The organism is Bradyrhizobium sp. CCBAU 53351 (assembly GCF_015291745.1).
GTDB lineage: Bacteria > Pseudomonadota > Alphaproteobacteria > Rhizobiales > Xanthobacteraceae > Bradyrhizobium.
Genome location: NZ_CP030059.1, coordinates 6,098,283 through 6,122,513, shown reverse-complemented (window position 1 = coordinate 6,122,513; position 24,231 = coordinate 6,098,283). Strand labels below are relative to the sequence as shown.

The 24,231-nt window shown below is 64.9% G+C and carries 21 protein-coding genes; 8 read left to right on the top strand and 13 right to left on the bottom strand.

The window, feature by feature from the left end:
- Positions 1-3 precede the first annotated feature (3 nt).
- Complete coding sequence (locus XH83_RS29105) at positions 4-453, top strand: DUF4399 domain-containing protein (protein ID WP_194404061.1); 450 nt, start codon at positions 4-6, stop codon at positions 451-453.
- Here the strand turns inward: XH83_RS29105 and XH83_RS29100 are convergent, their stop codons facing one another.
- The 10 genes from XH83_RS29100 to pqqA all read right to left on the bottom strand — a co-directional run bounded on the left by XH83_RS29100 (position 454) and on the right by pqqA (position 10,449).
- The gene (locus XH83_RS29100) at positions 454-1,509 is read right to left on the bottom strand and encodes a 2-oxoacid:ferredoxin oxidoreductase subunit beta (protein ID WP_194404060.1); all 1,056 of its coding nucleotides are present in this window, start codon (positions 1,507-1,509) and stop codon (positions 454-456) included. It abuts the gene before it with no gap.
- The gene (locus tag XH83_RS29095) at positions 1,506-3,353 is read right to left on the bottom strand and encodes a 2-oxoacid:acceptor oxidoreductase subunit alpha (protein WP_194404059.1); all 1,848 of its coding nucleotides are present in this window, start codon (positions 3,351-3,353) and stop codon (positions 1,506-1,508) included. Before XH83_RS29095 ends, XH83_RS29100 begins: the two co-directional genes overlap by 4 nt.
- A complete protein-coding gene (locus tag XH83_RS29090; RefSeq protein ID WP_194404058.1) occupies positions 3,323-5,122 on the bottom strand; it encodes an FAD-dependent oxidoreductase in 1,800 nt (599 codons plus the stop codon). The genes XH83_RS29095 and XH83_RS29090 overlap by 31 nt, the downstream gene beginning before the upstream one ends.
- Before the next feature lie 240 nt (positions 5,123-5,362).
- Positions 5,363-6,040, bottom strand: coding sequence for a DUF4286 family protein (locus XH83_RS29085; RefSeq protein WP_194404057.1), 678 nt, complete (start codon positions 6,038-6,040; stop codon positions 5,363-5,365).
- A 13-nt stretch (positions 6,041-6,053) separates the two neighbouring features.
- Positions 6,054-7,040: a prolyl aminopeptidase gene (pip, locus tag XH83_RS29080; RefSeq protein WP_194404056.1), complete on the bottom strand. Its 987-nt coding sequence runs from the start codon at positions 7,038-7,040 to the stop codon at positions 6,054-6,056.
- The gene (gene pqqE, locus XH83_RS29075; RefSeq protein ID WP_194404055.1) at positions 7,030-8,211 is read right to left on the bottom strand and encodes a pyrroloquinoline quinone biosynthesis protein PqqE; all 1,182 of its coding nucleotides are present in this window, start codon (positions 8,209-8,211) and stop codon (positions 7,030-7,032) included. The genes pip and pqqE overlap by 11 nt, the downstream gene beginning before the upstream one ends.
- Entirely contained in the window at positions 8,208-8,519 is a 312-nt protein-coding gene (gene pqqD / locus XH83_RS29070; protein ID WP_126255155.1) for a pyrroloquinoline quinone biosynthesis peptide chaperone PqqD, read from the bottom strand. The genes pqqE and pqqD overlap by 4 nt, the downstream gene beginning before the upstream one ends.
- Positions 8,520-8,531: 12 nt before the next feature.
- Positions 8,532-9,311, bottom strand: coding sequence for a pyrroloquinoline-quinone synthase PqqC (gene pqqC, locus XH83_RS29065; protein ID WP_194404054.1), 780 nt, complete (start codon positions 9,309-9,311; stop codon positions 8,532-8,534).
- On the bottom strand, positions 9,308-10,237 hold the full coding sequence (gene pqqB / locus XH83_RS29060) for a pyrroloquinoline quinone biosynthesis protein PqqB (RefSeq protein ID WP_194404053.1): 930 nt from the start codon (positions 10,235-10,237) through the stop codon (positions 9,308-9,310). The genes pqqC and pqqB overlap by 4 nt, the downstream gene beginning before the upstream one ends.
- Positions 10,238-10,368: 131 nt before the next feature.
- On the bottom strand, positions 10,369-10,449 hold the full coding sequence (gene pqqA, locus XH83_RS29055) for a pyrroloquinoline quinone precursor peptide PqqA (RefSeq protein WP_007595659.1): 81 nt from the start codon (positions 10,447-10,449) through the stop codon (positions 10,369-10,371).
- Between the two features lie 261 nt (positions 10,450-10,710).
- Here pqqA and XH83_RS29050 point away from each other — a divergent pair, with 261 nt between their 5' ends.
- The 5 genes from XH83_RS29050 to tarD all read left to right on the top strand — a co-directional run bounded on the left by XH83_RS29050 (position 10,711) and on the right by tarD (position 14,605).
- The gene (locus XH83_RS29050) at positions 10,711-10,968 is read left to right on the top strand and encodes a hypothetical protein (RefSeq protein WP_194404052.1); all 258 of its coding nucleotides are present in this window, start codon (positions 10,711-10,713) and stop codon (positions 10,966-10,968) included.
- Positions 10,969-11,174: 206 nt separating this feature from the next.
- Positions 11,175-12,575: an amidase family protein gene (locus XH83_RS29045; protein ID WP_194404051.1), complete on the top strand. Its 1,401-nt coding sequence runs from the start codon at positions 11,175-11,177 to the stop codon at positions 12,573-12,575.
- Between the two features lie 2 nt (positions 12,576-12,577).
- The gene (locus XH83_RS29040) at positions 12,578-13,054 is read left to right on the top strand and encodes a glutathione peroxidase (protein ID WP_194404050.1); all 477 of its coding nucleotides are present in this window, start codon (positions 12,578-12,580) and stop codon (positions 13,052-13,054) included.
- Between the two features lie 11 nt (positions 13,055-13,065).
- On the top strand, positions 13,066-13,308 hold the full coding sequence (locus XH83_RS29035) for a DUF3297 family protein (protein ID WP_041748727.1): 243 nt from the start codon (positions 13,066-13,068) through the stop codon (positions 13,306-13,308).
- Between the two features lie 127 nt (positions 13,309-13,435).
- Positions 13,436-14,605, top strand: coding sequence for a D(-)-tartrate dehydratase (gene tarD / locus XH83_RS29030; protein ID WP_194404049.1), 1,170 nt, complete (start codon positions 13,436-13,438; stop codon positions 14,603-14,605).
- A 204-nt stretch (positions 14,606-14,809) separates the two neighbouring features.
- Here the strand turns inward: tarD and XH83_RS29025 are convergent, their stop codons facing one another.
- Positions 14,810-16,162, bottom strand: a complete 1,353-nt coding sequence (locus tag XH83_RS29025) for a malonyl-CoA decarboxylase (RefSeq protein WP_194404048.1) — start codon at positions 16,160-16,162, stop codon at positions 14,810-14,812.
- Positions 16,163-16,393: 231 nt separating this feature from the next.
- Entirely contained in the window at positions 16,394-17,215 is an 822-nt protein-coding gene (locus tag XH83_RS29020) for a helix-turn-helix transcriptional regulator (protein WP_371746173.1), read from the bottom strand.
- Positions 17,216-17,267: 52 nt separating this feature from the next.
- On the opposite strand from XH83_RS29020, the gene XH83_RS29015 reads away from it, so the two are divergent.
- Both XH83_RS29015 and XH83_RS29010 read left to right on the top strand, forming a co-directional pair.
- On the top strand, positions 17,268-18,440 hold the full coding sequence (locus tag XH83_RS29015) for an MFS transporter (protein ID WP_194404046.1): 1,173 nt from the start codon (positions 17,268-17,270) through the stop codon (positions 18,438-18,440).
- Between the two features lie 371 nt (positions 18,441-18,811).
- Positions 18,812-21,079 carry a cation:proton antiporter gene (locus XH83_RS29010; protein ID WP_194404045.1) on the top strand — a complete coding sequence of 756 codons (2,268 nt, stop codon included), beginning with the start codon at positions 18,812-18,814 and terminating at the stop codon, positions 21,077-21,079.
- Here the strand turns inward: XH83_RS29010 and XH83_RS29005 are convergent.
- Positions 21,076-24,225 carry an efflux RND transporter permease subunit gene (locus XH83_RS29005; RefSeq protein WP_194404044.1) on the bottom strand — a complete coding sequence of 1,050 codons (3,150 nt, stop codon included), beginning with the start codon at positions 24,223-24,225 and terminating at the stop codon, positions 21,076-21,078. The two genes, XH83_RS29010 and XH83_RS29005, sit on opposite strands and share 4 nt — an antisense overlap.
- Positions 24,226-24,231: the final 6 nt, after the last annotated feature.

Below are 24,231 nucleotides of genomic sequence, written 5' to 3'. Positions count from 1 at the left end.
TTGATGAAGATCATTGGCTGTGTCGCGCTGGTAGTCGCGATCGCATTGCTACCGGGCCCGGCCTGTTCGCAGGGCAAGGCTGCGCCCAAGGACGCCAAGCTCTATTTCATCACGCCGCATGACGGGCAGAAGGTTCGCGGTGGGGTCTGGGTCCGGTTCGGCTTGCGTAACATGGGTGTGACGCATGCTGGCGACGACTACCAGAACGCCGGCCATCATCACCTGCTGGTCGACGTCAACGACCCCATCGATCCGAATGAGCCGATCCCGCAAGACAAGTCGCACCTGCATTTCGGCGCAGGGCAGACCGAAACCATGCTTGAGCTTGCGCCGGGCACGCACACGCTCCAGCTGGTGCTCGGCGACGCCAAGCACTATCCGTTTCAACCGCCCATCGTGTCGGAGAAGATAACGATCCGAGTCAGGTCGTCGGCTTCGGCGCGGAGCAAATGATCACCGCAGGCTGGCGTTGATCTTGTCCAGCACGGCCGAGCCCGGGCACAGCGTATCCGCCTCCAGCGTGTTGAGCGGCGTCTCGACCGTGTTGAGGTGCTCGTGCAGATCTTCCGCGTCGGGGTCGACGTAGAGGAGGCCTGTGACGATCTGCCCCTTGGCGGCGTGCTTCGCGAGGAAGGTCTGGGCGCCCAGCCGGTCATGCGGATCGTAGTCGGCGTCGATCTTGCGCAGCGCGATCTTGCTGCCGTCATGCTGCTCGACCATCTGCACCGTGCCGGGCGCGTAATCGACGGCGATGGGATCGCGGCCGACCAGCACATCGAGCCGGTTCACGGCGTCATTGTGCTCGCGGACATAATCAAAGCTCTTGGTCGAGCCGGCGTGGTTGTTGAAGGCGATGCAGGGGCTGATGACGTCGATGAAGGACGCGCCCTTGTGGCGGATCGCGGCCGCGATCAGCGGCACCAGCTGGGTCTTGTCGCCGGAGAAGCTACGCGCGACGAAGGTGGCCCCGAGCTGCAGCGCGATGGCGACGAGGTCGATGGCGTTGTCGGTGTTGGTCACGCCCTTCTTGCTCTTCGAGCCGCGGTCGGCGGTCGCCGAGAACTGGCCCTTGGTCAGGCCGTAGACGCCGTTGTTCTCGACGATATAGGTCATGTTGACGCCGCGCCGGATCGAATGCGCGAACTGGCCGAAGCCGATCGAGGCGGAATCGCCGTCGCCGGACACGCCTAGATAGATCAGGTCGCGATTGGCGAGGTTGGCGCCGGTCAGCACTGATGGCATGCGGCCATGCACGGAGTTGAAGCCGTGCGAATTGCCGAGGAAATAGTCCGGCGTCTTCGAGGAGCAGCCGATGCCGGAGATCTTTGCCACCCGGTGCGGCTCGATCGACAATTCGTAGCAGGCCTCGATGATCGAGGCGGTGATCGAATCGTGGCCGCAGCCCGCGCACAGCGTCGAGATCTTGCCCTCGTAGTCGCGATGCGTGTAGCCGAGCTCGTTCTTCTTCAGGCCCGGATGATGGAATTTCGGTTTTGCGATGTAGGTCATGACACGGCCTTGCGGAGCGGGGTCACCTTGAGGTGATCCTGGTGATCGCCAATGGCTTTTGCGATGAAACGGGCGGTGATCGGCGAGCCGTCATAATGCACGATCGGCACCAGACGCACCGGGTCGATGCCGTTCTCGTTGACGATGAGCTGGCGCAGCTGGCTGTCGCGGTTCTGCTCGACCACGTAGACGAAGTCGTGCTCGGCGAGGAAGCTTGCGACGCTCGAGTGGAACGGGAAGGCGCGGATGCGCATCCGGTCGAGCTGATGCCCGCGCGCTTCCAACAGGCCGATCGCCTCGTCCATCGCCGGCGACGTCGAGCCGAAATAGATCACGCCGTATTTGGTCGGCCGCTCTGCATTGGCCTGCAGCGGCCGCGGCACCAGGTCCTGCGCGGTCTCGAACTTGCGCATCAGGCGCTGCATGTTGTCGGCGTAAACCGAGCCTTCCTCGGAGTAGCGCGCATAGCGATCACGCGAGGTGCCGCGGGTGAAGTAGGAGCCCTTGGTCGGATGCGTGCCGGGATAGGTGCGGTAGGGGATGCCGTCGCCGTCGACGTCGAGATAGCGGCCGAAGTCGCGGCCCTCTTCCAGCATCTCCGCGGTCATCACCTTGCCGCGATCATATTGCTTGGCATCGTCCCACTTCAGCGGCCGGCAGAGCCGGTGGTTCATGCCGATGTCGAGATCGAGCATCAGGAAGATCGTGGTCTGCAGCCGCTCGGCGAGATCGAAGGCGGCCGCCGCGAACTCGAAGGCCTCGGCCGGGTCTTCCGGGAACAGCAGCACGTGCTTGGTATCGCCGTGCGAAGCATAGGCGCAGGCGATGATGTCGCATTGCTGGGTGCGGGTCGGCATGCCCGTCGAGGGGCCGGCGCGCTGGATGTTCATGATCACGGCCGGAATCTCGGCGAAATAGGAGAGGCCGATGAACTCGGTCATCAAGGAGATGCCGGGGCCGGAGGTCGCGGTGAAGGCGCGGGCGCCGTTCCAGGAGGCGCCGATTACGATGCCGATCGAGGCGAGCTCGTCCTCGCCCTGCACGATGGCGTATTTCGCCTTGCCCGTTTCAGGGTCGTGCCGGTACTTCTTGCAATGGGCCGTGAAAGCCTCCGCCACCGACGATGACGGCGTGATCGGATACCAGGCGCACACCGTAGCGCCGCCATAGACGGCGCCAAGAGCGGCGGCGCTGTTGCCCTCGATGAAGATGCGGTCGCCGACCTTGTCGGATTTCTTCACCCGCAGCCCGATCGGACATTTCAAATTCTGCAGCGCCCAGTCGCGGCCGAGATGCAGCGCGTGGACGTTGGAGGAGAGCAGCTTCTCCTTGCCCTTGTACTGCTCGCCGATCAGCTGCTCGATCAGCTTGGGGTCCATGTCGAGCAGCGCCGAGAGAGCGCCCAGATAGATGATGTTCTTGAACAGCTGGCGCTGGCGCGGATCGGTGTAGGTCGAGTTGGTGATGGCGGTTAAGGGCACGCCGATCACGGTGATGTCGTCGCGGAACTTGGTCGACGGCATCGGCTTGGTGGAATCGTAGAACAGATAGCCGCCCGGCTCGATGCCGGCGACGTCCTTGTCCCAGGTCTGCGGATTCATGGCGACCATCATGTCGACGCCGCCGCGGGCGCCGAGATGGCCTTCTTCGGTCACCCGCACCTCGTACCAGGTCGGCAGGCCCTGGATGTTGGAGGGGAAGATGTTGCGGGGGGATACCGGCACGCCATGACGCAGGATCGCGCGTGCGAACATCTCGTTGGCGCTGGCCGAGCCCGAACCGTTGACGTTGGCGAAACGGACGACGAAGTCGTTTACGCTGCTGATCGGCTTTTTGTCGGACATGTCGAACCTGCGTGGGTCATCTCGATGAAATATTTCTGCATGTCCCAGGCGCCGGTGGGACAACGTTCGGCGCACAGCCCGCAATGCAGGCAGACGTCCTCGTCCTTGACCATCACGCGTCCGGTCTTGAGGTCCGAGGAGACGTAGAGGTCCTGGTCGGGATGCGCCGAGGGTGCCTTGAGCCGCTGGCGCAGATCGCCTTCTTCGCCGTTGTCGGTGAAGGTGATGCAATCCATCGGGCAGATGTCGGCGCAGGCATCGCACTCGATGCAGAGCGAGGTCGAGAACACGGTCTGCACGTCGCAGTTCAGGCAGCGTTCGGCCTCGCCGAGCGCCAGCTTGACGTCATAGCCGAGCTCGACCTCGGCGCGGATATCTTTCAGCGCGATCACCTTGTCGCGATGCGGCACCTTGTAGCGCTTGTCGACGGAGATGTCGTTGTCATAGCTCCATTCGTGGATGCCCATCTTCTGCGACGAGACATGCACGTCCGGCAGCGGACGTTCGGTAATGTCCTCGCCCGACAGCATCTTGTGGATCGACAGCGCGGCGTCGTGGCCGTGCGCCACCGCCCAGATGATGTTCTTCGGGCCGAACGCGGCGTCGCCGCCGAAGAACACCTTTGGATTGGTCGAGACGAATGTCTTGGGATCGACCTTGGGCATGTGCCATTTGTCGAACTCGATGCCGCAATCCTGCTCGATCCAGGGGAAGGCGTTCTCCTGGCCGACCGCGACCAGCACGTCGTCGCATTCGATGGTCTGGTCCGGCTCGCCGGAGGGAACGAGGTTGCGGCGGCCCTTGGCGTCGTATTCGGCCTTCACCTTCTGGAAGGTGACGCCGGTGAGCTTGCCATTGTCGTGAACGAAAGCGACGGGGACCATGAAATTGAGGATCGGAATATCCTCGTGGAGCGCATCCTCCTTCTCCCAGGGCGAGGCCTTCATCTCCTCGAAGCCGGAGCGCACTACGACCTTCACCTCTTCGCCGCCGAGGCGGCGCGCGGTGCGGCAGCAATCCATCGCGGTGTTGCCGCCGCCGAGCACGATCACGCGCTTGCCGATCTTGTCGACATGGCCGAACGACACGTTGGCCAGCCATTCGATGCCGATATGGATGTTGCCGGCTGCTTCTTTGCGGCCGGGAATGTCGAGCTCGCGGCCGCGCGGCGCGCCGGAGCCGACGAAGATCGCGTCATATTTCTCCGCGAGCAGCGCCTTCATGCTCTCGATGCGGTGGCCGCCCTTGAATTCGACGCCAAGACCCAGGATGTAGCCGGTCTCCTCGTCGATCACCGAATTGGGCAGTCGGAATTTGGGAATCTGCGACCGCATCATGCCGCCGGCTTCCGGATCGGCATCGAACACGGTGCAGTGATAGCCGAGCGGCGCCAGATCACGCGCCACGGTCAGCGAGGCCGGGCCGCCACCGACGAAGGCGACGCGCTTGCCGTTCTTCGCTGCGGGGCGCGGCAGGCGCTGCCTGATGTCGTCCTTGAAGTCCGCGGCGACGCGCTTCAAGCGGCAGATCGCAACCGGAGTTTCCTCGACGCGTCCGCGCCGGCACGCCGGCTCGCACGGACGATCGCAGGTGCGTCCCAGGATGCCGGGAAACACGTTCGATTTCCAATTGATCATGTAGGCGTCGCTGTAGCGGCCTTGTGCGATCAGTCGGATGTATTCGGGAACCGGAGTGTGTGCAGGACAGGCCCATTGGCAATCGACCACTTTGTGAAAGTAGTCGGGGGCCGCGATATCGGTCGGTTTCATTCCTACCCTGTCCGCGCAGGCCCAAAGACCCCGCGGCCTTTTTTTGTGAGCATGGCGAGCGCTTAACGCGCTTCGATCTGGTTTCTGAATGACGTCATTGGGTTAGCTTATTAGAACGGCTCCGAAGTACAACGGCAAATTTGCGGGATCACCGGCTTTCATGGGAGCCAAGCGCGCACAGCATTAACGGCGGCGCGTGATGCGCGTGCGGTGCAGCATGTTGCGATGCGCGCGAGCGCGTCAACTCTGCGCGATGTCGCTCTTCGCGAGGTCCCACATCAGGCTGTACGTGCCGACGGAGACGGGGGGCGGGAAGGGCGCAGCCGCCGGGCCGGTGAAACGTTCGGCGATCACGGCCGAGACCGCGCCGACATGGGTGCCGTCGATCAGCACGAACCAGTCGCGCGCGCCTTCGTTGCGGATCGCGGGCATGTCCGCCTTTGCGCCGGACAATTCCGGCTCGCTTTCGAGCAGGTGCATCGAGATGATGCCGTCACGCTCTTGCGGCGCCAGCTTGTCTTGCAGTGCGTCACGCCACGCGGCCGCATTGTCCGCGGCGGGACGCAGCCGCACCAGGCCGAGCGCAGCGCCCCGGCCGGTGCCCTTGCTGAGCGTGATGCGCGCCACGACGCGCAGCATGTCCTTGAAACGCGCCATGGACCGCCGGGACCATTCGGTCTGATTGGCGAGCCGCGCGCGATAGGCGGGGCTGTCCAGCACGTCGATCGTTTCCGTCGAGTACAGCGAGAGATATTTGGGACTGGCGGCATGCGCGACATAGCGCCGCGCCTCCAGGAAACCCTCGATCGCGACGCGCTCTTCCAGATGCTCGCGATCGTACCAGCGGTTGAAATCGTCCTCATCGGCTGCGTCGATATTCATCGACGTCAGCAGCATGCCTTTCCCGGCGAGCGGCATTCTTCTTGTCCTCTCATCGCCCGATCTTCGATGCGAGGTCGGCGATCGACTTCATCACCGCGTCCCTCACGCCGGCATCATAGAGCGAATGCCCGGCTTCTTCCACGACGCGAAGCTCGGACGTGGACCAAACTTTTGCGAGCGCGTGGGATGTCTCGGGAGGACACAACAGATCGTAGCGGCCCTGCACGATCATGCCGGGAATGCCCGCGAGCCGGCCCGCGTTCCGCAACAACTGGTCTTCGCTCATGAAGGAATTGTTGACGAAATAATGCGCTTCCATGAACGGTGTCGCCGGCAGCGTGCGCCAGACGTTCAGCGACGCGAGGTCGAGCCGCGTCTTGCCGGGCTTGTGCTCCGACAGAGCGCGCTCGGTGTCGTGCCAGGCCCGCGCCGCAGGGCCGTGCACGGCCGGATCGGCATCGAGGATGCGGCGCCAATAGGCGTCCACCGGCTGCGCCCGCTTTTCAGGCGGCAGCACGCTGAGAAAATCCTCGTACAGTGCGGGATAGAATTGCGCCAGGCGCACCGTGAACGCCGTCTCGACCTCCGCCCGGGTGCCGAGGAACGTCGCGCGCAGCGCAATGCCGGAGACGCGCTCGGGATGTGCCTCTGCGTAAGCCAGCGCCAATGTCGCGCCCCAGGAGCCGCCGACCACCATCCAGCGTTCGAAGCCGAACTTCTCGCGGATTCTCTCCATGTCCGCGATCAGATGCGCCGTGGTGTTGTGCTCGCGCGAGCCCTTGGGCCGGCTGCGGCCGCAGCCGCGCTGGTCGAACAGCACGGCGCAGAAGCGGTCGGGATCGAACAGCCGGCGATGGTCCGGCTGGCAGCCGCTGCCGGGCCCGCCATGCAGATAGATCGCCGGAATGCCGTCGCTGCGGCCGACGCTCTCGACATAGAGCTCATGGCCGTCGCCGACGTCGAGCATGTCGGAGGTCAGCGGCGCAAAAGGATCGGCACGCCTGGCGGAAGCGGCCGCGTCGGCGTCAGGTCCCATTCTCGGATTCCAGGGTGCCGCCGGCAAAATTCCGATAGAGGAAGCGGCTGGTCTCGCCCTCGGCCTCGGCTTCCGCCTGCTTGAAGATGGTCTCGTGCAGCGGCGACAGCGCGCAGGCCGGATCGGTGTTGGCGGCGTCGCCCGTCAGAGCAAAGGCCTGGCAGCGGCAGCCGCCGAAATCGATCTCGCGGAATTCGCAGGATTTGCACGGCTCCTTCATCCAGCCGGTGCCGCGATAGCGGTTGAAGGCCTCCGAGTTCTGCCAGATCCAGGCGATCGAATGGTTGGAGCGCACCGATTCGAACTCGAGCCCGGTGATGCTCTCGGCGGCGTGGCAGGGCAGCACCTTGCCGGCCGGCGAGATGTTGAAGAACTGCCGGCCCCAGCCGCCCATGCATTTCTTCGGCCGCAGCGCGTAATAGTCGGGAACGACATAGTCGATCGCGAGCGTGCCCTTGAGCCGTTCGCGCGCCTCCTCGACAATGCGCGTGCATTCGTCGAGCTGCGCGACGGTCGGCATCAGGGCAGCGCGGTTCTTCAGCGCCCAGCCGTAATACTGGACATTGGCGACCTCCAGGCGATCGGCGTCGAGATCGACGGACATCTGGATGATGTCAGGCAGCTGGTGCAAATTCTGCCGGTGCATCACCGCGTTAACGGTGAGCGGCAAATCCAGCTCGCGCGTCCATTTCGCCACTTCGAGCTTCTTGCGATGGCCGCCCTTGTAGCCGGCAACGCGGTCGGAGAGGCCCTCTTCGATGCCCTGGAAAGAGATCTGCACATGGCAAAGCCCGGCGTCCGCAAGCTCGCTCAGCCGCTCGCGCGTCAGCAGCACGGCCGAGGTGATGAGATTGGTGTAGAGCCCGACATCGCTGGCGTGCTTGACCAGCTCGACCAGGTCCTTGCGCGCCGTCGGCTCGCCGCCGGAGAAATGCACCTGGAGCACGCCGATCTCGGCGAGCTCGCTCAAGACTTTCTTCCATTCCTCGGTGGTCAGCTCCTTGCCCGAGCGGTCGAGCTCGACCGGGTTGGAGCAATAGGGGCATTGCAGCGGGCAGCGATGGGTGATCTCGAGCAGCACGGCAAGGGGGATGCCGAAGGTCTCCGCCGTCGAGCGCTGCTTCTCCAGCACCGCCAGGCTGTCGCTGGGTGGGATGGTCACGTCGCTCATGACGTCTTCTCCCTGATCTCCGTCAGAAAGCCCTTGTCGGCGAGGTCCTGCAGCATGACGATGACGTCGGCCAGGATCGCCTCGCGGGGAGCTGCGTATTTCGCCGCCAGCTGATCGGATACGTCGCCGACACTGCGCTTGCCGTCGCAGAGCTGCAAGACCTCGACAGCGATCTCGTCCGGGGCCAGCACGCGTTCCGGGGCCAGGATCACCCAGACCTTGCGGGTCTCGTCATATTTCAGCTTGGCATGCCGCGGCAGCACGGGGCGGCTCGCCTCGCTGACGCTGATGTTGCGCGGCCCGGCCATTGCTGCTCCTCTTCAGCCCGCCTTGGGCACGAACGCGCCCGGCGGAATGTTGCCCTCGACATAGGCGTGCTGGAGCGCGTCCAGCTGCACCCACAGCACGTTGGTCTTGAAGATCAGCGCGTTGCAGACCGAAGCGCGCTCTTCCGGCGTCCTCGCATGCGTCCTGACATAGTCCAGCGCGAAATTGGCATCGCGCGGCGCCTGCGTCAGGCGGCGCTTGAAGTAGCTCATGATGTCGGGATTGACGAAGTCGTAATGCTCCAGCATGCCGGCGATGCGCTCTTCGTGCAGGTTGGGCGCAAACAGCTCGGTCAGCGAGGAGGCGATCGCCTCCAGCGGGCTCTTTTCGCGGCAATAGTGCACGTAAGCCTCCACCGCGAAGCGCGTCGCCGGCAGGATGCCTTCGGTGGATTCCACGTAGGCCGTGTCGAGGCCGAGGCCTTCGGTCAGCTTGATCCAGCGCTCGATGCCGCCTTCGCTGCCGACATCGCCGTCATGGTCCTCGATGCGGTGGCGCCATTCCACGCGCGTGGCGCGGTCGCGGAAGCGCGAGATCACCACCGCGTCCTTGATCGGGATCGTGCTCTGGTAATAGTAGCGGTTCAGCGCCCAGGCCTGCACCTGGCCCTTGTTCAGCTTGCCGCCGTGCAAGAGCTTATGGAACGGATGCAGGCTGTGATAGCGCGTTGCCCCGATATGGCGCAGCGTCGCCTCGAGCTCCTCGGCGGAGTTGAGCCTGATATCCCTGCCGATCGAGAGTGCAGTCATTCCCGTCATTGACGCCGTAGTCACAGCACGATCTCCGTTCCATCCGCCGGTATCTGCCAGCCCGCCGCTTCAGCCGTCTTGCGCTCGGGTGAGGCAGGCAGCAGCGCCGGGTTCGAGTTGTTGATATGCAGAAATATCTTCCTGTCGATATTGAGGTCGGCGAGGCGCGCGATGGCGCCGTCGTCACCGGACATGGCGACGTGTCCCATGCTCCTGCCGGTCTTGTGGCCGAGCCCGGCCCTGATCATCTCGTCGTCGCGCCAGACCGTGCCGTCGAAGAACACCAGCGAAGCGCCGTCGATCTCGGCCTTGAGCGCGTCGGTGATTTCGGCGCAGGCGGCGATGAAGTAGAAATATTTGCCGGTCGACTTGTCGGTGATCTTCAGGCCCAGCGTATCGCCGTCGCCGCTCTCGCCGCCGGGATGCGCCTTGCCTTCCAGATACCAGGCCGACTTGCCCGAGACCGCGAACGGCAGCATTTCGAGCCCTGAACGCGCACCATCGGGAAGGCGCGGCTCGAACGGCTCATGGATGCCGATCGGCTGGCGCCGCACGTGCTTCTCGTTCAGCACGTTGAAGATGCTGTTGCTGGCCAGGATCGCCAGCACTTTCTCATGTGCATAGATCGTGAACGGCGAGCTCTCGCGCATCGATAGCAGGCCCGCCACCGCATCCACTTCGCTGTTGGTCAGGACCACGCCCGCGACAGGCGTATGGCGTAGCGCCCCGGCCTTGGGGTGCAGCTGCGGCGTGGCATTCAATTGCTGGCGCAGGTCGGGGGAGGCGTTGATCAGGAACCAGTTCTCGCCGTCGCCGCTGAAGGCGATCGAGGCTTGCGTCCGGTGCAGCTCATTCCCGCCATTGCGGGCCGCCCGGCAGCCCTCGCAGCCGCAATTCCACTGGGGAACCCCGCCGCCGGCTGCGGCACCCAGGACGACGACGCGAAGCATGATCCGTCTCCTGGAAAGGAACACGCGCGGTGGATCTCAGGCCGACGCAAATGCCGACACGGATTCTTTCCTTCGGAAACGCGTCGTGACCGAAAGATCCACCGCCGCAGAACGCGAAATCGCCAACCGGCTTACTTGCGGGTGGCGCTCACATACATGTTGATTTCCATGCCACAGGGCACTTCGACGATCTTCGGGGCTTTCCATGCCATTTTGGCTCTCCATTTTTGCGAATTCGGACGTATCCGCCCACCCTCTAAGTTAATGCGCGCCGAGAAGTTCGCTAGTGAAATTTTCCCGGACCTAGGTAGTAGGCCTCCCGAATGCTGCACTGCGAGAGAGCGCATTCCGGCCGCAAAGATGCGCGAATGACACACGCAAAATGCCGATAGGTCGTGATCCCTGTCGGGATAAACGAGTTGTGAGTTTGCAACGGCTTCCAATCGGCTACAGGCGACCCCATTGGATCAGGCATGCCCAGATATTTCTTCAACACCCGTATCGGCGACGAACTGATCGTGGATCCTGACGGCGAGGACCTGCGCAACCCCGATCGCGCCTGGGAGGTCGCCCGCCAGATGATCCTGGAGGTGGTGAAGTCCGAGGGCACTCAACGGGCCCTGCTCGAGGCGGTGATCGAGGTGACCGACACCGAAGGCGAGGTCGTGCTGGAGTTTCCCTTCACTGAGGCGCTGCTGGACATCCCGGATCCGTCCGCGACAAGGCATTAGAGCCACGCGAGGTGCGCTGCCTCCCCCACTTGCGGGGGAGAGCTGGGGAGAGGGTGTCTCCGCAAGCGAGAACCCCCAGGGGACAGAGCCCTCACCCGCGCCTTCGGCGCGATTACGCGCTGAGCTCCCGCCCTTCACCCCCGCGAAATCCGCATGGCTTTGCCGCGTTCCCGGCGCTAAAAGACGCCGGTTACACGGAGCAAGCCATGCAAGATCTCTGGCGCCTGTCGGCTGCCGACCTCGCCACCCTCGTCAAGTCCAAAAAGGTGTCCGCCAGGGAGGCTGCCAAGGCCGGTCTCGCCCGGCTCGATGCCGTCAATCCCAAGCTCAATGCGGTGATCGACCACCGGCCGGACGACGTGCTCAAGCAGGCCGATGCCGTCGATGCCGCCATCGCGCGGGGCGAGGATCCGGGCGTGCTCGCCGGTGTGCCCGTCACCATCAAGGCCAATGTCGACCAGGAGGGCTTTGCCACCACCAATGGCCTGAAGCTGCAGCGCGACGTGATCGCGCGCGAGGACAATCCGGTCGTCGCCAATTTCCGCAAAGCCGGCGCCATCCTGCTCGGCCGTACCAATTGCCCGGCCTTTTCCTATCGCTGGTTCACCACCAACCTCATCCATGGCGACACCAAGAACCCGCGCGATGCCTCGCTGACGCCGGGCGGCTCCTCCGGCGGCGCCGGTTCGGCGGTCGCGGCCGGCATCGGCCACATCGCCCACGGCACCGACATTGCCGGCTCGATCCGTTATCCCGCCTACGCCTGCGGCGTGCACGGTCTGCGCCCCACGCTGGGGCGCATCCCCGCCTTCAACCCCGCGCTGCCGGAGCGCCCGATCGGGCCGCAGATCATGGCGGTGTCGGGTCCGCTGGCGCGCACCGTCAACGATTTGCGCATCTCGCTCGAAGCCATGTCGGCGCGCGACATCCGCGATCCCTGGTTCGTGCCGGCGCCGCTGCAAGGCCCGGCGCGAGACAAGCGCGCCGCGCTCTGCCTCAATCCGGGCGGCCTTGCCACCACGCCCGAGGTGAAGGCGGCGGTGAGCGACGCCGGCAAGCGGCTGGAGCGGGCGGGGTGGACCGTCGATATCATCGAGGACACGCCGCCGATGCGCGAGGCGGTCGAGTGGCAGATCAAGCTCTGGCTCGGCGATGGCTATGAGGCGCAGCTCGAGGCGGCCGAACGCGAAGGCGATCCCGGTGCGCTGGCCTGCCTGCGCGGCAACCGCGCCAGGGTCACGCCGATGGACCAGGCCAATTACGCCAAGGCGCTGACGCGGCGGGCCACGCTGACCCGCGACTGGATGCTGTTCTTCGAGAAATACGCCGTGCTGTTGACGCCGGTCTCGGGCGAGTTGCCATTCCCGGATCATCTCGACCGCAAGGACGACGAGTCCTTCAAGCGGGTGTGGGAAGCGCAGCTGCCGCAGATCGCGATTCCCTTCATGGGATTGCCCGGCCTCGTGGTCTCCACAGGTCTCGTCGGCAAGGCGCCGGTGGGCGTGCATGTCGTGTCCGGCCGCTATCGCGAGGATCTCTGCCTGCTCGCAGGCGAGGCGATCGAGGCGGGCGGCGTGCCGCCGTCGCCGATCGATCCCGTGGGCTAGCGATGTCGGTGATCTACGACTTCAAAGCCAACTCGCTGGCCGGCGAGGAGGTCCCGATGCGCCGCTTCGAAGGGCAGGTGCTGCTGATCGTCAACACCGCGAGCAAATGCGGCTTCACGCCGCAATATCGCGGACTGGAAGATCTGCATCGCGATCTGTCGCCGCGCGGCTTTGCCGTGCTCGGCTTTCCCTGCAACCAGTTCGGCGCGCAGGAGCCGGGCCAGGCAAGCGAGATCCAGGCGTTCTGCTCGACCAATTACGACGTCACCTTTCCCCTGTTCGAGAAGATCGACGTCAACGGCGCCAATGCGCACCCCCTGTATGAGTACCTGAAACGCCAGCAATCCGGGCTTCTCGGTGCCTCCATCAAATGGAATTTCACCAAATTCCTGGTGGACCGAGCGGGCAAGGTGGTCGCGCGCTACGCGCCGACCGCACGGCCCGAAGGATTGCGCAATCAAATCGAAACACTGCTGTGAGCGAGACAATCATGAGCGACGAATTTCCGGACCGCCTGTCGGTCGATCCGAACAGCCCGTATTACAACGCGGACATCCTGTCGCGCGACGTCGGCATCCGCTTCAAGGGTGTCGAGAAGACCAATGTCGAGGAGTACTGCATCAGCGAGGGCTGGGTCCGCGTCACCGCAGGGAACGCCAAAGACCGCCACGGCAACCCGCTGACCATCAAGGTGCACGGACCCGTCGAGCCGTACTTCAGGGATAAGAAATAGTCACCGTCATTCCGGGGCGATGCGAAGCATCGAACCCGGAATTTCGAGATTCCCCGGTGCGCAATTGCGCACCTGAGGTCTGGTCCTTCCGACCCTCCCGGAATGACGCCAAGAGAAAGCCTGCCCCATGTCCGTCCGCATCGTCGACGTCCGCGAGATCACCAAGCCGATCTCGTCCCCGATCCGTAACGCCTATATCGACTTCACCAAGATGACGACGAGCCTCGTCGCCGTCGTCACTGACGTCGTGCGCGACGGCAAGCGCGTCGTCGGCTACGGCTTCAACTCCAACGGCCGCTACGGGCAGGGCGGCCTGATCCGCGAACGCTTTGCCTCGCGCATCACGGAGGCCGATCCGACGTCGCTGCTCAATGGCGCCGGCGACAATCTCGACCCCGACAAGGTCTGGGCCGCGATGATGACCAACGAGAAGCCCGGCGGCCATGGCGAGCGCTCGGTCGCGGTCGGCACCATCGACATGGCGGTGTGGGATGCGGTGGCCAAGATCGCCGGCCAACCGCTGTTCCGTCTGCTCGCCGAGCGCCACGGCGTCAAAGCCAATCCGCGCGTCTTCGTCTACGCCGCCGGCGGCTACTATTATCCCGGCAAGGACCTCTCGATGCTGCGCGGTGAGATGCGCGGCTATCTCGATCGCGGCTACAACGTCGTGAAGATGAAGATCGGCGGCGCGCCGATCGAAGAGGACCGCACGCGGATCGAGGCGGTGCTCAAGGAGATCGGCAAGGACGCGCAGCTCGCCGTCGATGCCAACGGCCGTTTCAACCTGGAGACCGGCATCGCCTACGCCAAGATGCTGCGCGACTATCCCTTGTTCTGGTACGAGGAGGTCGGCGATCCCCTCGACTACGCGCTGCAGGCCGCGCTCGCCGAATTCTATCCGGGACCGATGGCGACGGGCGAAAACCTCTTCAGCCACCAGGACGCCCGCAACCTAATCCGCTACGGCGGCATGCGCCCCGACCGCGACTGGCTGCAATTCGACTGCGCGCTGTCTTACGGTCTCTGCGAATACCAGCGCACGCTGGAAGTGCTGAAAACTTACGGCTGGTCGCCCAGCCGCTGCATCCCGCACGGCGGCCACCAGATGTCGCTCAACATCGCCGCGGGCCTCGGCCTCGGCGGCAATGAGAGCTACCCCGACCTGTTCCAGCCCTATGGCGGCTTCCCCGACGGCGTCCGCGTCGAGAACGGACACATCACGATGCCCGATCTCCCCGGCATCGGCTTCGAGGGCAAGTCGGATCTCTACAAGGAGATGAAGGCGCTGGCGGAATAGGGTAGGCCGTACTGCGGGTTCGAAGGCTGCGCCAAACCCTCCGCTGTCATGCCCCGGCTTGACCGGGGCATCCAGTACGCCGCGGCGGACGTGGATAGAGCGAGCTCTTTAACCCGGGCCTCTGGAATACTGGATCGCCCGGTCAAGCCGGGCGATGACACCGAGGTTGTCGCTGCAAACGGCGCTAGCCACCGTTGTCGCCGGTTACGACAGCCGCATATCCAGCAGCCGTCGCCCTTCGCCCTTCAGCAGCTTCTTCACCGCGCTGGACGCCACGACCTCGCCGTCATTGGCATAGGCTTCGTGGTTCTTCTCGATGTCGTCGAGGCGGTAGAGGTAGTTGACCATCACGCCGGCCGATTCCCGCAATCCCTTCGGCGAGAGGTCGCCCAGCCAGTTGATGCGTTCAAGCCTTGCACCGTTCCCGAGATGGAAGCGGGCGACGGAATCGATCAGCTTGCCCTTCGGCGTGCGCGCCTTGAGGAAATAATGCGCGGCGAGCGGCTCGATCACGGCGCGGAGCAGCGAGGTCGTCTCGGGGTTCTCGAACCATTTGGGATCGTCGAGGCGCTTCAGCACCTCGCGGTCCTCGTCCGAAAGCGGCAAGTCCCTGTCCTGCTTCACCCAGGCCATGAAGCCCGGCACCGGCGACAGCGTCACGAAAGTGTCGAGCTTCGGCGTCTCGCGGCGCAGCTCCTCGACCACCTGCTTGATCAGGAAGCTGCCGAAGGAGATGCCGCCAAGGCCACGTTGGGTATTCGAGATCGAATAAAACACGGCGGTGCGCGCGCGCTCGATCGGCAGATGCTGGCGGTCGACCGCAAGCAGCGGCGCGATCGCGCCCGGAATCGTCTCGGTCAGCGCCACCTCGACGAAGATCAGGGGCTCGTCCACCATCGCGGGGTGGAAGAACGCATAGCAGCGGCGGTCGACCGGATCGATGCGGCGGCGCAGATCGTCCCAGTCGGAGATCTCGTGCACGGCCTCGTAACGGATGATCTTTTCGAGGATGTTGGCCGGGGTCGACCAGTCGATCCTGCGCAGCACGAGAAACCCCCTGTTGAACCACGAAGAAAGCAGATGCGAGACGTCGCGATCGAGCGCGGCGAGATCGCTGTGTCCGTTCATCATGCCGAGCAGATCGGCACGCATGTTCACGAGCTCACCGGTGCCGCCGGGCGCGCGGTTGAGCCGGCGGATCAGCTCCTGCCGCCGCGGCTCCGAAGCGAAATGCAGCGAGCTCGCGTCCTCGTCGCTCGGGGCGGCACGCCATTTCTCGATTGCTTTCGACAGACGCTCCCGGTCCGGGCCGAAATCGCGCACCAGTCCGTCGAAGAAGGCGCGGCGTCCCGCCGCATCCAGCTCACGGTAGATGTCGAGCACCTCGCGGGCGATGGCGATGCCCGATGCTTCGCCCCGGCCCGACAGCAACGCATCACAGAGCTCGATCAGCCCATCAGCATCCCGTCTAGTGTCGGCGGACTCGCCGCGACGAAGCAGCGTGCGGCCGCGCTCGGAGATGGTGGCGAGCAAGTCGGAGAAGAAGGCGTTGGCCATCGGGGCTTTCGTGTCAGTTTGTGCGTTGCGGAAGCTTACACGGGATTTGGGCGGAAACCGATCACAATCAAGCGGAGGAATGCGGCAACTTTAGTCGGGCCGTGCGTTTGGAGAATGCAGGCATGCTGGGCGAGGCGAGGGCGATCGCATATGGCCATTTGAGGCATTCCAGTTTCCGCATCGTCATGGCCGGGACAAGCTTGGGCACGACGACCTGTGAATGCGAGCAGCCTACTTCCCCGCAAACTCCGTCGGCGTCCGTCCCGTCACTTGCCGGAACGCGGCCGAGAATGCCGGCACGCTGGCATAGCCGAGCTGGGTCGCGAGCTGCTTCACGGAGACATTTGCATCTGTCGACAGCCGCTGGATTGCCGCGGCAATCCGCGCGCGCTGGCACCAGCTCTTGAAGCTCAGCTGTGTCTCCGCGGAAAACAGCCGTGACAACGTGCGCGCGGAGGTTCCGACTTCGCGCGCCAGCGTGTCGATGTCGTGCAGGCCGGTTGGGTCGTCGAGCACGATCATCGCGGCGCGGCGGCAGCGCGGCTCATGCGGCAGCGGTACGAAGGTCGCGGAATCCTCGGCCTGGTGCAATTCCAGCATGACGAGGCGCACCAGCAGCTCGGCGCGCTCCTCGGTATTGCCAGTGTCGAACAGCGCGAGGATCGCCTGGTTGAGCAGCGGCGAGACCCGGACCACGAATTCCCTGGTCAATCCCTCATAGCGCTTTTCGCGCTTCAGCCAGGACAGGTCGAAATACAGCGTGCGCATCTCGATATCGGCGAGCAGGTCGAGGGCATGATCGAGCCCGGCCGGGACCCACACCGCCCGGTCCGGCGGCACCAGCCAGCGTCCCCCGGGCGTCGTCACCTGCATGGTGCCCTTGGCCGCATAGATCAGCTGGGCCTCGCGGTGCAAATGCGGATCGATCCGCATCCCCTTGGGATAGTCGCGCGCGACCAGGTGCACGCCGGCGGGCGAGCGGTGGTTGCTCCGGACCTCCCGGAGGATAGGCGTTTCCAAGTTTGGCCTTTCCAAGACAGTCATTGGCGGCATCCCGTCATGGGGAGGACATATAACTCATTTCGGAGCAGGAGAGGATTCGGGAATGAACAGCCCCAGCCGGGTGATCAGTTTCGTCAACGCAGGCCATTTCATCGACCATTATTCGATGCTGATCTTCGCCGCCGCCGTCATCATCATGGGCCCGGCGCTCGGCATGGCCTATTCGGAACTTTTGCCTTACGCGACGCCGGGCTTCGTCGCCTTCGGCGCCGGCTCGCTGCTCACCGGCTGGCTGGGGGACCGCTGGAGCCGCCGCCACATGATGCTGATCTTCTTCGTCGGCATCGGTCTGTCCATGATCGCGGTCGGCTTCGTGCAGACCCCGGCGCAGCTCGGCGCCGCGCTGCTTTCGATCGGCATCTTTGGCTCGATCTATCATCCGGTCGGCACCGCAATGATCGTGTCCTATGCCGACCGGCTCGGCCGCGAGATGGGCATCAACGGCGTCTGGGGCAATCTCGGCGTCGCCTCCTCGGCGCTGGTCACCGGCGTGATCGGGCAATATCTCGGCTGGCGTTTTGCCTTCATCGTTCCCGGCGTGGTCACGATCCTGATCGGCCTCGCCTTTGCGATGATGGTCGTGCACGAGGACCGCAAGGGCGCCAAGCAGGCGGCGGCGCAGGCGCGGGTGGCCAAGCAGGACATGTGGCGCGTGGTGCTGTCGCTGCTGATCGTGGTGATCGCGATCTCCACGACGTTCAACGCCGTCACCGTGGCGCTGCCGAAGCTGTTCGCGGAGCGGCTGGCGGACTTGACGAGAAGCCCGGCGCTGCTCGGCGTCATCGCCGCCTGCGTCTACGTGTTCGGCGCGATGACGCAGTACACGATCGGCCGGCTGCTCGACCGCTACTCGCTGAAGACGGTGGCGTTGCCGCTGTCCTTCATGCTGGCGCCGTTCCTCTATCTCGCCGCGACCCTGAACAATCTGCCGCTGATCCTGGTGTCGATCGGCATCGTCATGGGCGCGTTCGGCCAGGTCACGGTCAACGACGCCATGGTCGGCAAATACACCAGCGAGGAATGGCGCTCGCGCGCCTACGCCGTGCGTTACTTCATCGGCTTCACCGCGGCGGGTGCTTCGGTCGGCCTGGTTGCCTGGCTCTACGAGCAGGGCGGCTTCGTCACCATGCTGCACGCCTTCGCCGGCCTCTGCCTGCTCGCCATCGCAGCCGCGATCATCCTGCCCCGCGAGATCCGGACGCCGCAGCCCGTGTGAGGGGCCTCGTGTCCCGGACAAGCTGCAACGCGCGAGCGTTGCCGCGCAGAGCCGGACCCAGAAGCGACATGGCATGCGGCGAGATGGGCCCCGGCTCTGCAGCGCCTCGTCGAAAAGACGCTGCGCTGCGTCCGGGGGCACGCTCGCACCGTCCATGATCCCGCTCCAACTCCTGTTTTGCCCGACGGAGCAAAGCGCTTCGGTAACGCCAAAATTTTCCCGAGCCTTTTCAACTCCATCCCTACTGTGCATGGGGTTGTTTTCGACTTTTTGTTGCCGCCGGCAGCCTCCTCTGCCGGGAACCCGCGCCACCTCCCGCGGGTTCTATCCCCGTGGCCCCGACACCGGGGCAAAGGGGGAAAGACATCTGCATGCCATGGCGCCTGCTCGGATCGGCCAGCCTTGCCTTCGCGGCGCTCGTCCTCACCACCATTGCGGCCGGCGCTGAAACGGGCAAACCGGCCGGCCCGTCCGAATTCCTGCTGGTGGCGCAGATCGTGCTGCTGATCGCGGTGGGCCGCGGTCTTGGCGAGATCATGCAGCGGATCGGCCAACCCTCGGTGATCGGCGAGCTGCTCGCCGGCATCATCCTCGGTCCGTCGCTGTTCGGCTGGGTCTGGCCGGAGGCGCAAGCCGCGATCTTCCCCAAATCGCCCGAGCAGAAGGCGATGATCGACGGCATCGCGCAGGTCGGCATCCTGCTGCTTCTGCTGCTCACCGGCATGGAGACCGATCTCAAGCTGGTCCGCAAGGTCGGCAAGGCTGCGATCGCGATCTCGATCGCCGGCATCCTCGTGCCCTTCGCCTGCGGCTTCGCGCTCGGCGAATTCCTGCCCGATGCGCTGCTGCCCAATCCGCAACAACGTCTCGTCGCCTCGCTGTTCATGGGCACGGCGCTGTCGATCTCCTCGGTGAAGATCGTTGCCGTGGTCGTGCGCGAGATGAACTTCATGCGGCGCAATGTCGGGCAGATCATCGTCGCGACCGCCGTGATCGACGACACCATCGGCTGGATCATCATCGCCGTCATCTTCAGCCTGGCCTCGCATGGGGCGCTGGATATCGCCTCGGTGGCGAAAGCCGTGCTGGGCACGCTCGCCTTCCTCGCCGTCAGTTTCACGATCGGCCGCCGGCTGGTGTTTCAGCTGATCCGCTGGGCCAACGACAATCTCGTCAGCGCCGCGGCCGTCATCACGGTGATCCTGCTGCTGATGTGCGCGATGGCGATGATCACGCATCTGATCGGCGTGCACACCGTGCTGGGGGCTTTCGTCGCCGGCATCCTGGTCGGGGAATCCCCGATCCTGACGCGGCAGATCGACGAGCGCCTGCGCGGGCTGATCTCGAGCTTCTTCATGCCGGTGTTCTTTGGCCTGGCCGGCCTTGCCGCCGATCTCTCCGTGCTGCGCGATCCCCATCTGCTGATGCTCACCGGCCTCCTGGTTATGATCGCCAGCGTCGGCAAGTTCGGCGGCGCCTTCGTCGGCGGCACGGTCGGCGGCCTCAGCACGCGGGAGTCGCTGGCGCTCGCGAGCGGCATGAATGCCCGCGGCTCGACCGAGGTCATCATCGCGACCATTGGCCTGTCCATCGGCGTGCTCAGCCAGAACCTGTTCACGATGATCGTGACCATGGCGATCGTGACCACGATGGCGATGCCGCCGATGCTGCGCGCGGCGCTGGCGCGGCTGCCGATGAACAAGGAGGAGAAGGAGCGGCTGGAGCGGGAAGAGTTCGAAAAGCGCGGCTTCCTCGCCAATCTCGAGCGCCCTCTGCTGGCGGTGGACGAAAGCGTCAATGCCACCTTTGCCGCCCACCTCGCGGGCCTGATCGCCGGCATGCGCGGCCTGCCTATCACCGTGCTGCATATCGGCAAGCGGCCGGAGGAGCAGGAGAAGGGCCGCGACGCGGAGGAGAGCCACGAAGCCGTGGTGAAGAAGGCGGCCGAGGCGGTGGCCGCCAACACCGAGGGAGACACCGGCAGCGTCGACGTCGTGACCCGCGCGAGGCGTGCGGAGCTCGGCGAGACCATCGCCGAGGAGGCGCGCAAGGGTTTTGATCTCCTCGTCGTCGGCGTCGACAAGGTCGCCGCGACCAAGGATCGCTTCGACCGCAAGATCGAGGACATTGCCACAACGTTCGAGGGACCGCTCGCGATCGCCGCGGCCAAGGGCAAGCACCTGAAGCAGCCGATGCCCGAAGGACTCAACATCCTCGTCCCGGTCTCCGGCAGCGGCATCTCCAAGCGCGGCGCCGAGGTCGCAGTTGCGCTGGCGCAAGGAGGATCAGGCTCGCTCCGGGTGATCTATGTCGCGACGACGCGCGACAAGGGCGCGCAGCGCGGCACCTCCCGCGGCCTCAGTCAGGAGGCGGGCATCCTCAAGGACGCCAGCGATCTCGCCGCCCGCTACGACGTCGACATCACCACCACGCTGCGGGTGAACCGGGCGCCGGAGGCGGCGATCCTGCGCGAGATCGACACCACCGACGTCGATCTCGTCGTCATGGGCGTCGACCGCATCCAGGCCGATCATCTCTCCTTCGGCGGCGTCGCCGACGCCGTGCTGCGGCAATCGAAAGTCTCGGTGCTGCTGGTGTCGAGCGGCGAAGCGCGGCAGGCCCCGGCGGAGAAGGGCTAGGGCTTCACCTCGGCCACCTTCGGCGCCTTCTTGCTCGCCCGCCAGTTCTCGAAGCGCTGCACCACCACGAAGAAGGCCGGCACGAACAGCACCGCGAGGCAGGTCGAGGCCAGCATGCCCGAGAAGACCGTGATGCCGATCGACTTGCGGGCGCTGGCGCCGGCGCCGGTGGCGAGCACCAGGGGCACCACGCCGAGGATGAAGGCGAACGATGTCATCAGGATCGGGCGGAAGCGGGCGCGCGCCGCTTCTATCGCGGACTCCAGAACGGGCTTGCCGTCGCGGCCGTGCAGCTCGAGCCCGACCTCGACGATCAGGATCGCGTTCTTGGCCGACAGCGCGATCAGGAGGATCAGGCCGATCTGGCAATAGAGGTTGTTGTCGATCTTGAGGGCGGAGAGGATCAGCATCGGCCCGAGCAGCGACAGCGGCACGGCGAGGATCACCGAGATCGGTGCGTACCAGCTCTCATACTGGCCGGCGAGCACCAAATAGACCAGCAGCATGGCAAGGCCGAACACCCAGTAGATCTGGTTCGACACCGCCTTCTCCTGATAGGACATCGCGGTCCATTCGTAGCCGGTGCCCGGCGGCAGCGTCTTGTCCGCGATCTCCTCCATCAGCTTCAGCGACTGGCCGGAAGAATAGCCCTGTGCCGGCAGGCCGATCACGGTCGAGGAGGGATAGAGATTGTAGAGGCTGATCAGCGACGGCCCCGTGGCCGGCGTGATCTTGGCGACCGTGCCGATCGGGATCATGTCGCCGTTCGAGTTGCGCACCTGCATGTTGGCGATGTCGCGCTCGGTGACGCGGAAGGCCGGATCGGCCTGCGTATAGACCTGGAACACGCGGCCGAACTTGTTGAACTGGTTGACATAGGACGAGCCGAGATAGGTCGACAGCGCCGAGAACACCTGATCGGTGGTGACGTGCAGCGTCTGGGTCTTGACGCGATCGATCTCGACGTTGAATTGCGGTACCGAAGAGCGGAACGAGGACTGCACCCGCTGCAGCGCGCTCTGGCTCTGGCCGTTCGAGACCATCGCGCCGGTGATGGCCTGCAGCTTGGCGAAATCGCTGTTGCCGTCGCGCAGCTCGACCTGCATCGAGAAGCCGGCGGCGTTGCCGATGCCCTGGATCGGCGGCGGCGGCAGCACGATGGTGCGGGCCTCCATGATGGCCGCGAGCTTGTCGTTGAGGCCGTACACCAGCGAGCGCAGATCCTCGCCGGGTCCTTTGCGCGCGTCCCAGTCCTTCAGGATGATGTAGGCGACGCCGGCATTGGCAAGGCTGGCGCTGTTGTCGAGCGCGGAGATGCCGGCGATGGTGATGACCTGCTGGACGCCGGGGGTCTCCTTGATCAGTGTGCTGGCCCTGTCGAGCACCGCCTGGGTCCGCTCCAGCGCGGCGCCGTCGGGCAGCTGCACCGCGGCGATCAGGTAGCCCTGGTCCTCGATCGGCAAGAAGCCGGTCGGCACCCGCGACAGGCCGTAGCCGCTGGCGCCGATCACCAGAAGCGCGAACGCGACCGAGATAGTGGCGTGCTTGACGAGGAACGTGATCAACCTGGTGTAGCCGCGCTCGACGCGGTCATAGACCGCGTTGAAGCCGCGGTAGAAGAAATTGCGTTGCTCCGGCGGCACCGCCGGCCGCAGCCACAGCGCGCATTGCGTCGGCTTCAACGTCGCCGCGTTGATGGCGGACAAAAGCGCGGTCGCGGCGATCACCAGCGCGAATTGCGAATAGATCCGCCCGGTGAGGCCGGCAAGGAAGGAGGCCGGCAGAAACACCGAGATCAGCACCAGCGTGATGCCGACGATCGGCGCGAACAGCTGGTCCATCGCCTTGATCGCGGCGTCGTGGCCGTTCATGCCCCGCTCGATGTTGTGCGCGGCGCCTTCCACGACGACGATGGCGTCGTCGACCACGATACCGATCGCGAGCACGATCGCGAACAGCGTCGACATGTTGATGGTGAAGCCGAGCGCCGCCATCGCCGCGAAGGCACCGATGATGGTGACGGGCACGGTGGTTGCCGGCACCAGCATCGCGCGCCAGTCCTGCAGGAACACCAGGATCACGACCAGCACCAGCAGGCCGGCCTCGATCAGCGTCATGTAGACCTCGTGCACCGAGGCCTCGACGAATTTGGTGGTGTCGAACGGCGTGTCGTATTTGACGCCCTCCGGAAACCGCTTGGCGAGCTCCGCCATCTTCTTCTCGACGGCCTGCTCGACCTGCAGCGCGTTGGCGCCGGGCGACTGGAACACGCCGATGCCGACGGCCGGCTGCTTGTTCAGCGAGAAGATCTGGCTGTAGGTTTGCGCCCCCAGCTCGACCCAGCCGACGTCGCGCACACGCGTGACGTCGCCGCTGCTGCCTGACTTGACGATGATGTTCTCGAACTGGCTGGTGTCGTCGAGCCGGCCGTTGACGTTGAGCGTGTACTGGAACGCCTGTCCCGGCGGCGTCGGCGGCGCGCCGACCTGGCCGGCGGCGACCTGCTGGCTCTGCTGCTGGATCGCCTGGATGACATCCTGCGGCACCAGGCCGCGGACCTGCAACTTGTTCGGATCGAGCCAGACCCGCATCGAATATTGGCCGGCGCCGAACACGGTGACGTTGCCGACACCGGGCAGGCGGGAGAGCTCGTCGCGGATGTTGATGGTGGCGTAGTTGCTCAAATAGAGGCTGTCGTATCGCGAATCCGGCGAGGTCAGCGTCACGAACAGGAGGATCGACGTCGACCGCTTCTGCACGGTGACGCCCTGGTTCTGCACGGCCTGCGGCAATTGCGACAGCGCGCTGGAGACGCGGTTCTGCACCAGCACCTGCGCGAAGTTGAGATCGGTGCCGATCTTGAAGGTCACCGTCAGCGTATAGGTGCCGTCGGAGCCGCTATAGGACTGCATGTAGAGCATGTCCTCGACGCCGTTGACCTGCTGCTCGATCGGCAAGGCAACTGTGTCGATCACGGTCTTGGCGCTGGCGCCGGGATAGCGCGTGGTGACCTGCACGGTCGGCGGCACCACGTCAGGATATTGCGCGATGGCGAGGTTGAACAGCGCGACGCCGCCGATCAGGATCATCAGCAGCGCGATGACGTTCGAGAGGACCGGCCGCTCGATGAAGAATTGCGAGATCATGGCTGG

Coding starts and splice junctions, on each gene's coding strand:
- pqqB (WP_194404053.1), bottom strand. CDS start 10,237: ATGCTTCGCGTCGTCGTCCTGGGTGCCGCAGCCGGCGGCGGGGTTCCC.
- XH83_RS29020 (WP_371746173.1), bottom strand. CDS start 17,215: ATGCCGCCAATGACTGTCTTGGAAAGGCCAAACTTGGAAACGCCTATC.
- XH83_RS29105 (WP_194404061.1), top strand. CDS start 4: ATGAAGATCATTGGCTGTGTCGCGCTGGTAGTCGCGATCGCATTGCTA.
- XH83_RS29010 (WP_194404045.1), top strand. CDS start 18,812: ATGCCATGGCGCCTGCTCGGATCGGCCAGCCTTGCCTTCGCGGCGCTC.
- pqqE (WP_194404055.1), bottom strand. CDS start 8,211: ATGAGCGACGTGACCATCCCACCCAGCGACAGCCTGGCGGTGCTGGAG.
- XH83_RS29035 (WP_041748727.1), top strand. CDS start 13,066: ATGAGCGACGAATTTCCGGACCGCCTGTCGGTCGATCCGAACAGCCCG.
- XH83_RS29100 (WP_194404060.1), bottom strand. CDS start 1,509: ATGACCTACATCGCAAAACCGAAATTCCATCATCCGGGCCTGAAGAAG.
- pqqD (WP_126255155.1), bottom strand. CDS start 8,519: ATGGCCGGGCCGCGCAACATCAGCGTCAGCGAGGCGAGCCGCCCCGTG.
- XH83_RS29090 (WP_194404058.1), bottom strand. CDS start 5,122: ATGAAACCGACCGATATCGCGGCCCCCGACTACTTTCACAAAGTGGTC.
- XH83_RS29045 (WP_194404051.1), top strand. CDS start 11,175: ATGCAAGATCTCTGGCGCCTGTCGGCTGCCGACCTCGCCACCCTCGTC.
- XH83_RS29050 (WP_194404052.1), top strand. CDS start 10,711: ATGCCCAGATATTTCTTCAACACCCGTATCGGCGACGAACTGATCGTG.
- tarD (WP_194404049.1), top strand. CDS start 13,436: ATGTCCGTCCGCATCGTCGACGTCCGCGAGATCACCAAGCCGATCTCG.
- pqqA (WP_007595659.1), bottom strand. CDS start 10,449: ATGGCATGGAAAGCCCCGAAGATCGTCGAAGTGCCCTGTGGCATGGAA.
- XH83_RS29025 (WP_194404048.1), bottom strand. CDS start 16,162: ATGGCCAACGCCTTCTTCTCCGACTTGCTCGCCACCATCTCCGAGCGC.
- XH83_RS29005 (WP_194404044.1), bottom strand. CDS start 24,225: ATGATCTCGCAATTCTTCATCGAGCGGCCGGTCCTCTCGAACGTCATC.
- XH83_RS29095 (WP_194404059.1), bottom strand. CDS start 3,353: ATGTCCGACAAAAAGCCGATCAGCAGCGTAAACGACTTCGTCGTCCGT.
- pip (WP_194404056.1), bottom strand. CDS start 7,040: ATGGGACCTGACGCCGACGCGGCCGCTTCCGCCAGGCGTGCCGATCCT.
- XH83_RS29085 (WP_194404057.1), bottom strand. CDS start 6,040: ATGCCGCTCGCCGGGAAAGGCATGCTGCTGACGTCGATGAATATCGAC.
- XH83_RS29015 (WP_194404046.1), top strand. CDS start 17,268: ATGAACAGCCCCAGCCGGGTGATCAGTTTCGTCAACGCAGGCCATTTC.
- XH83_RS29040 (WP_194404050.1), top strand. CDS start 12,578: ATGTCGGTGATCTACGACTTCAAAGCCAACTCGCTGGCCGGCGAGGAG.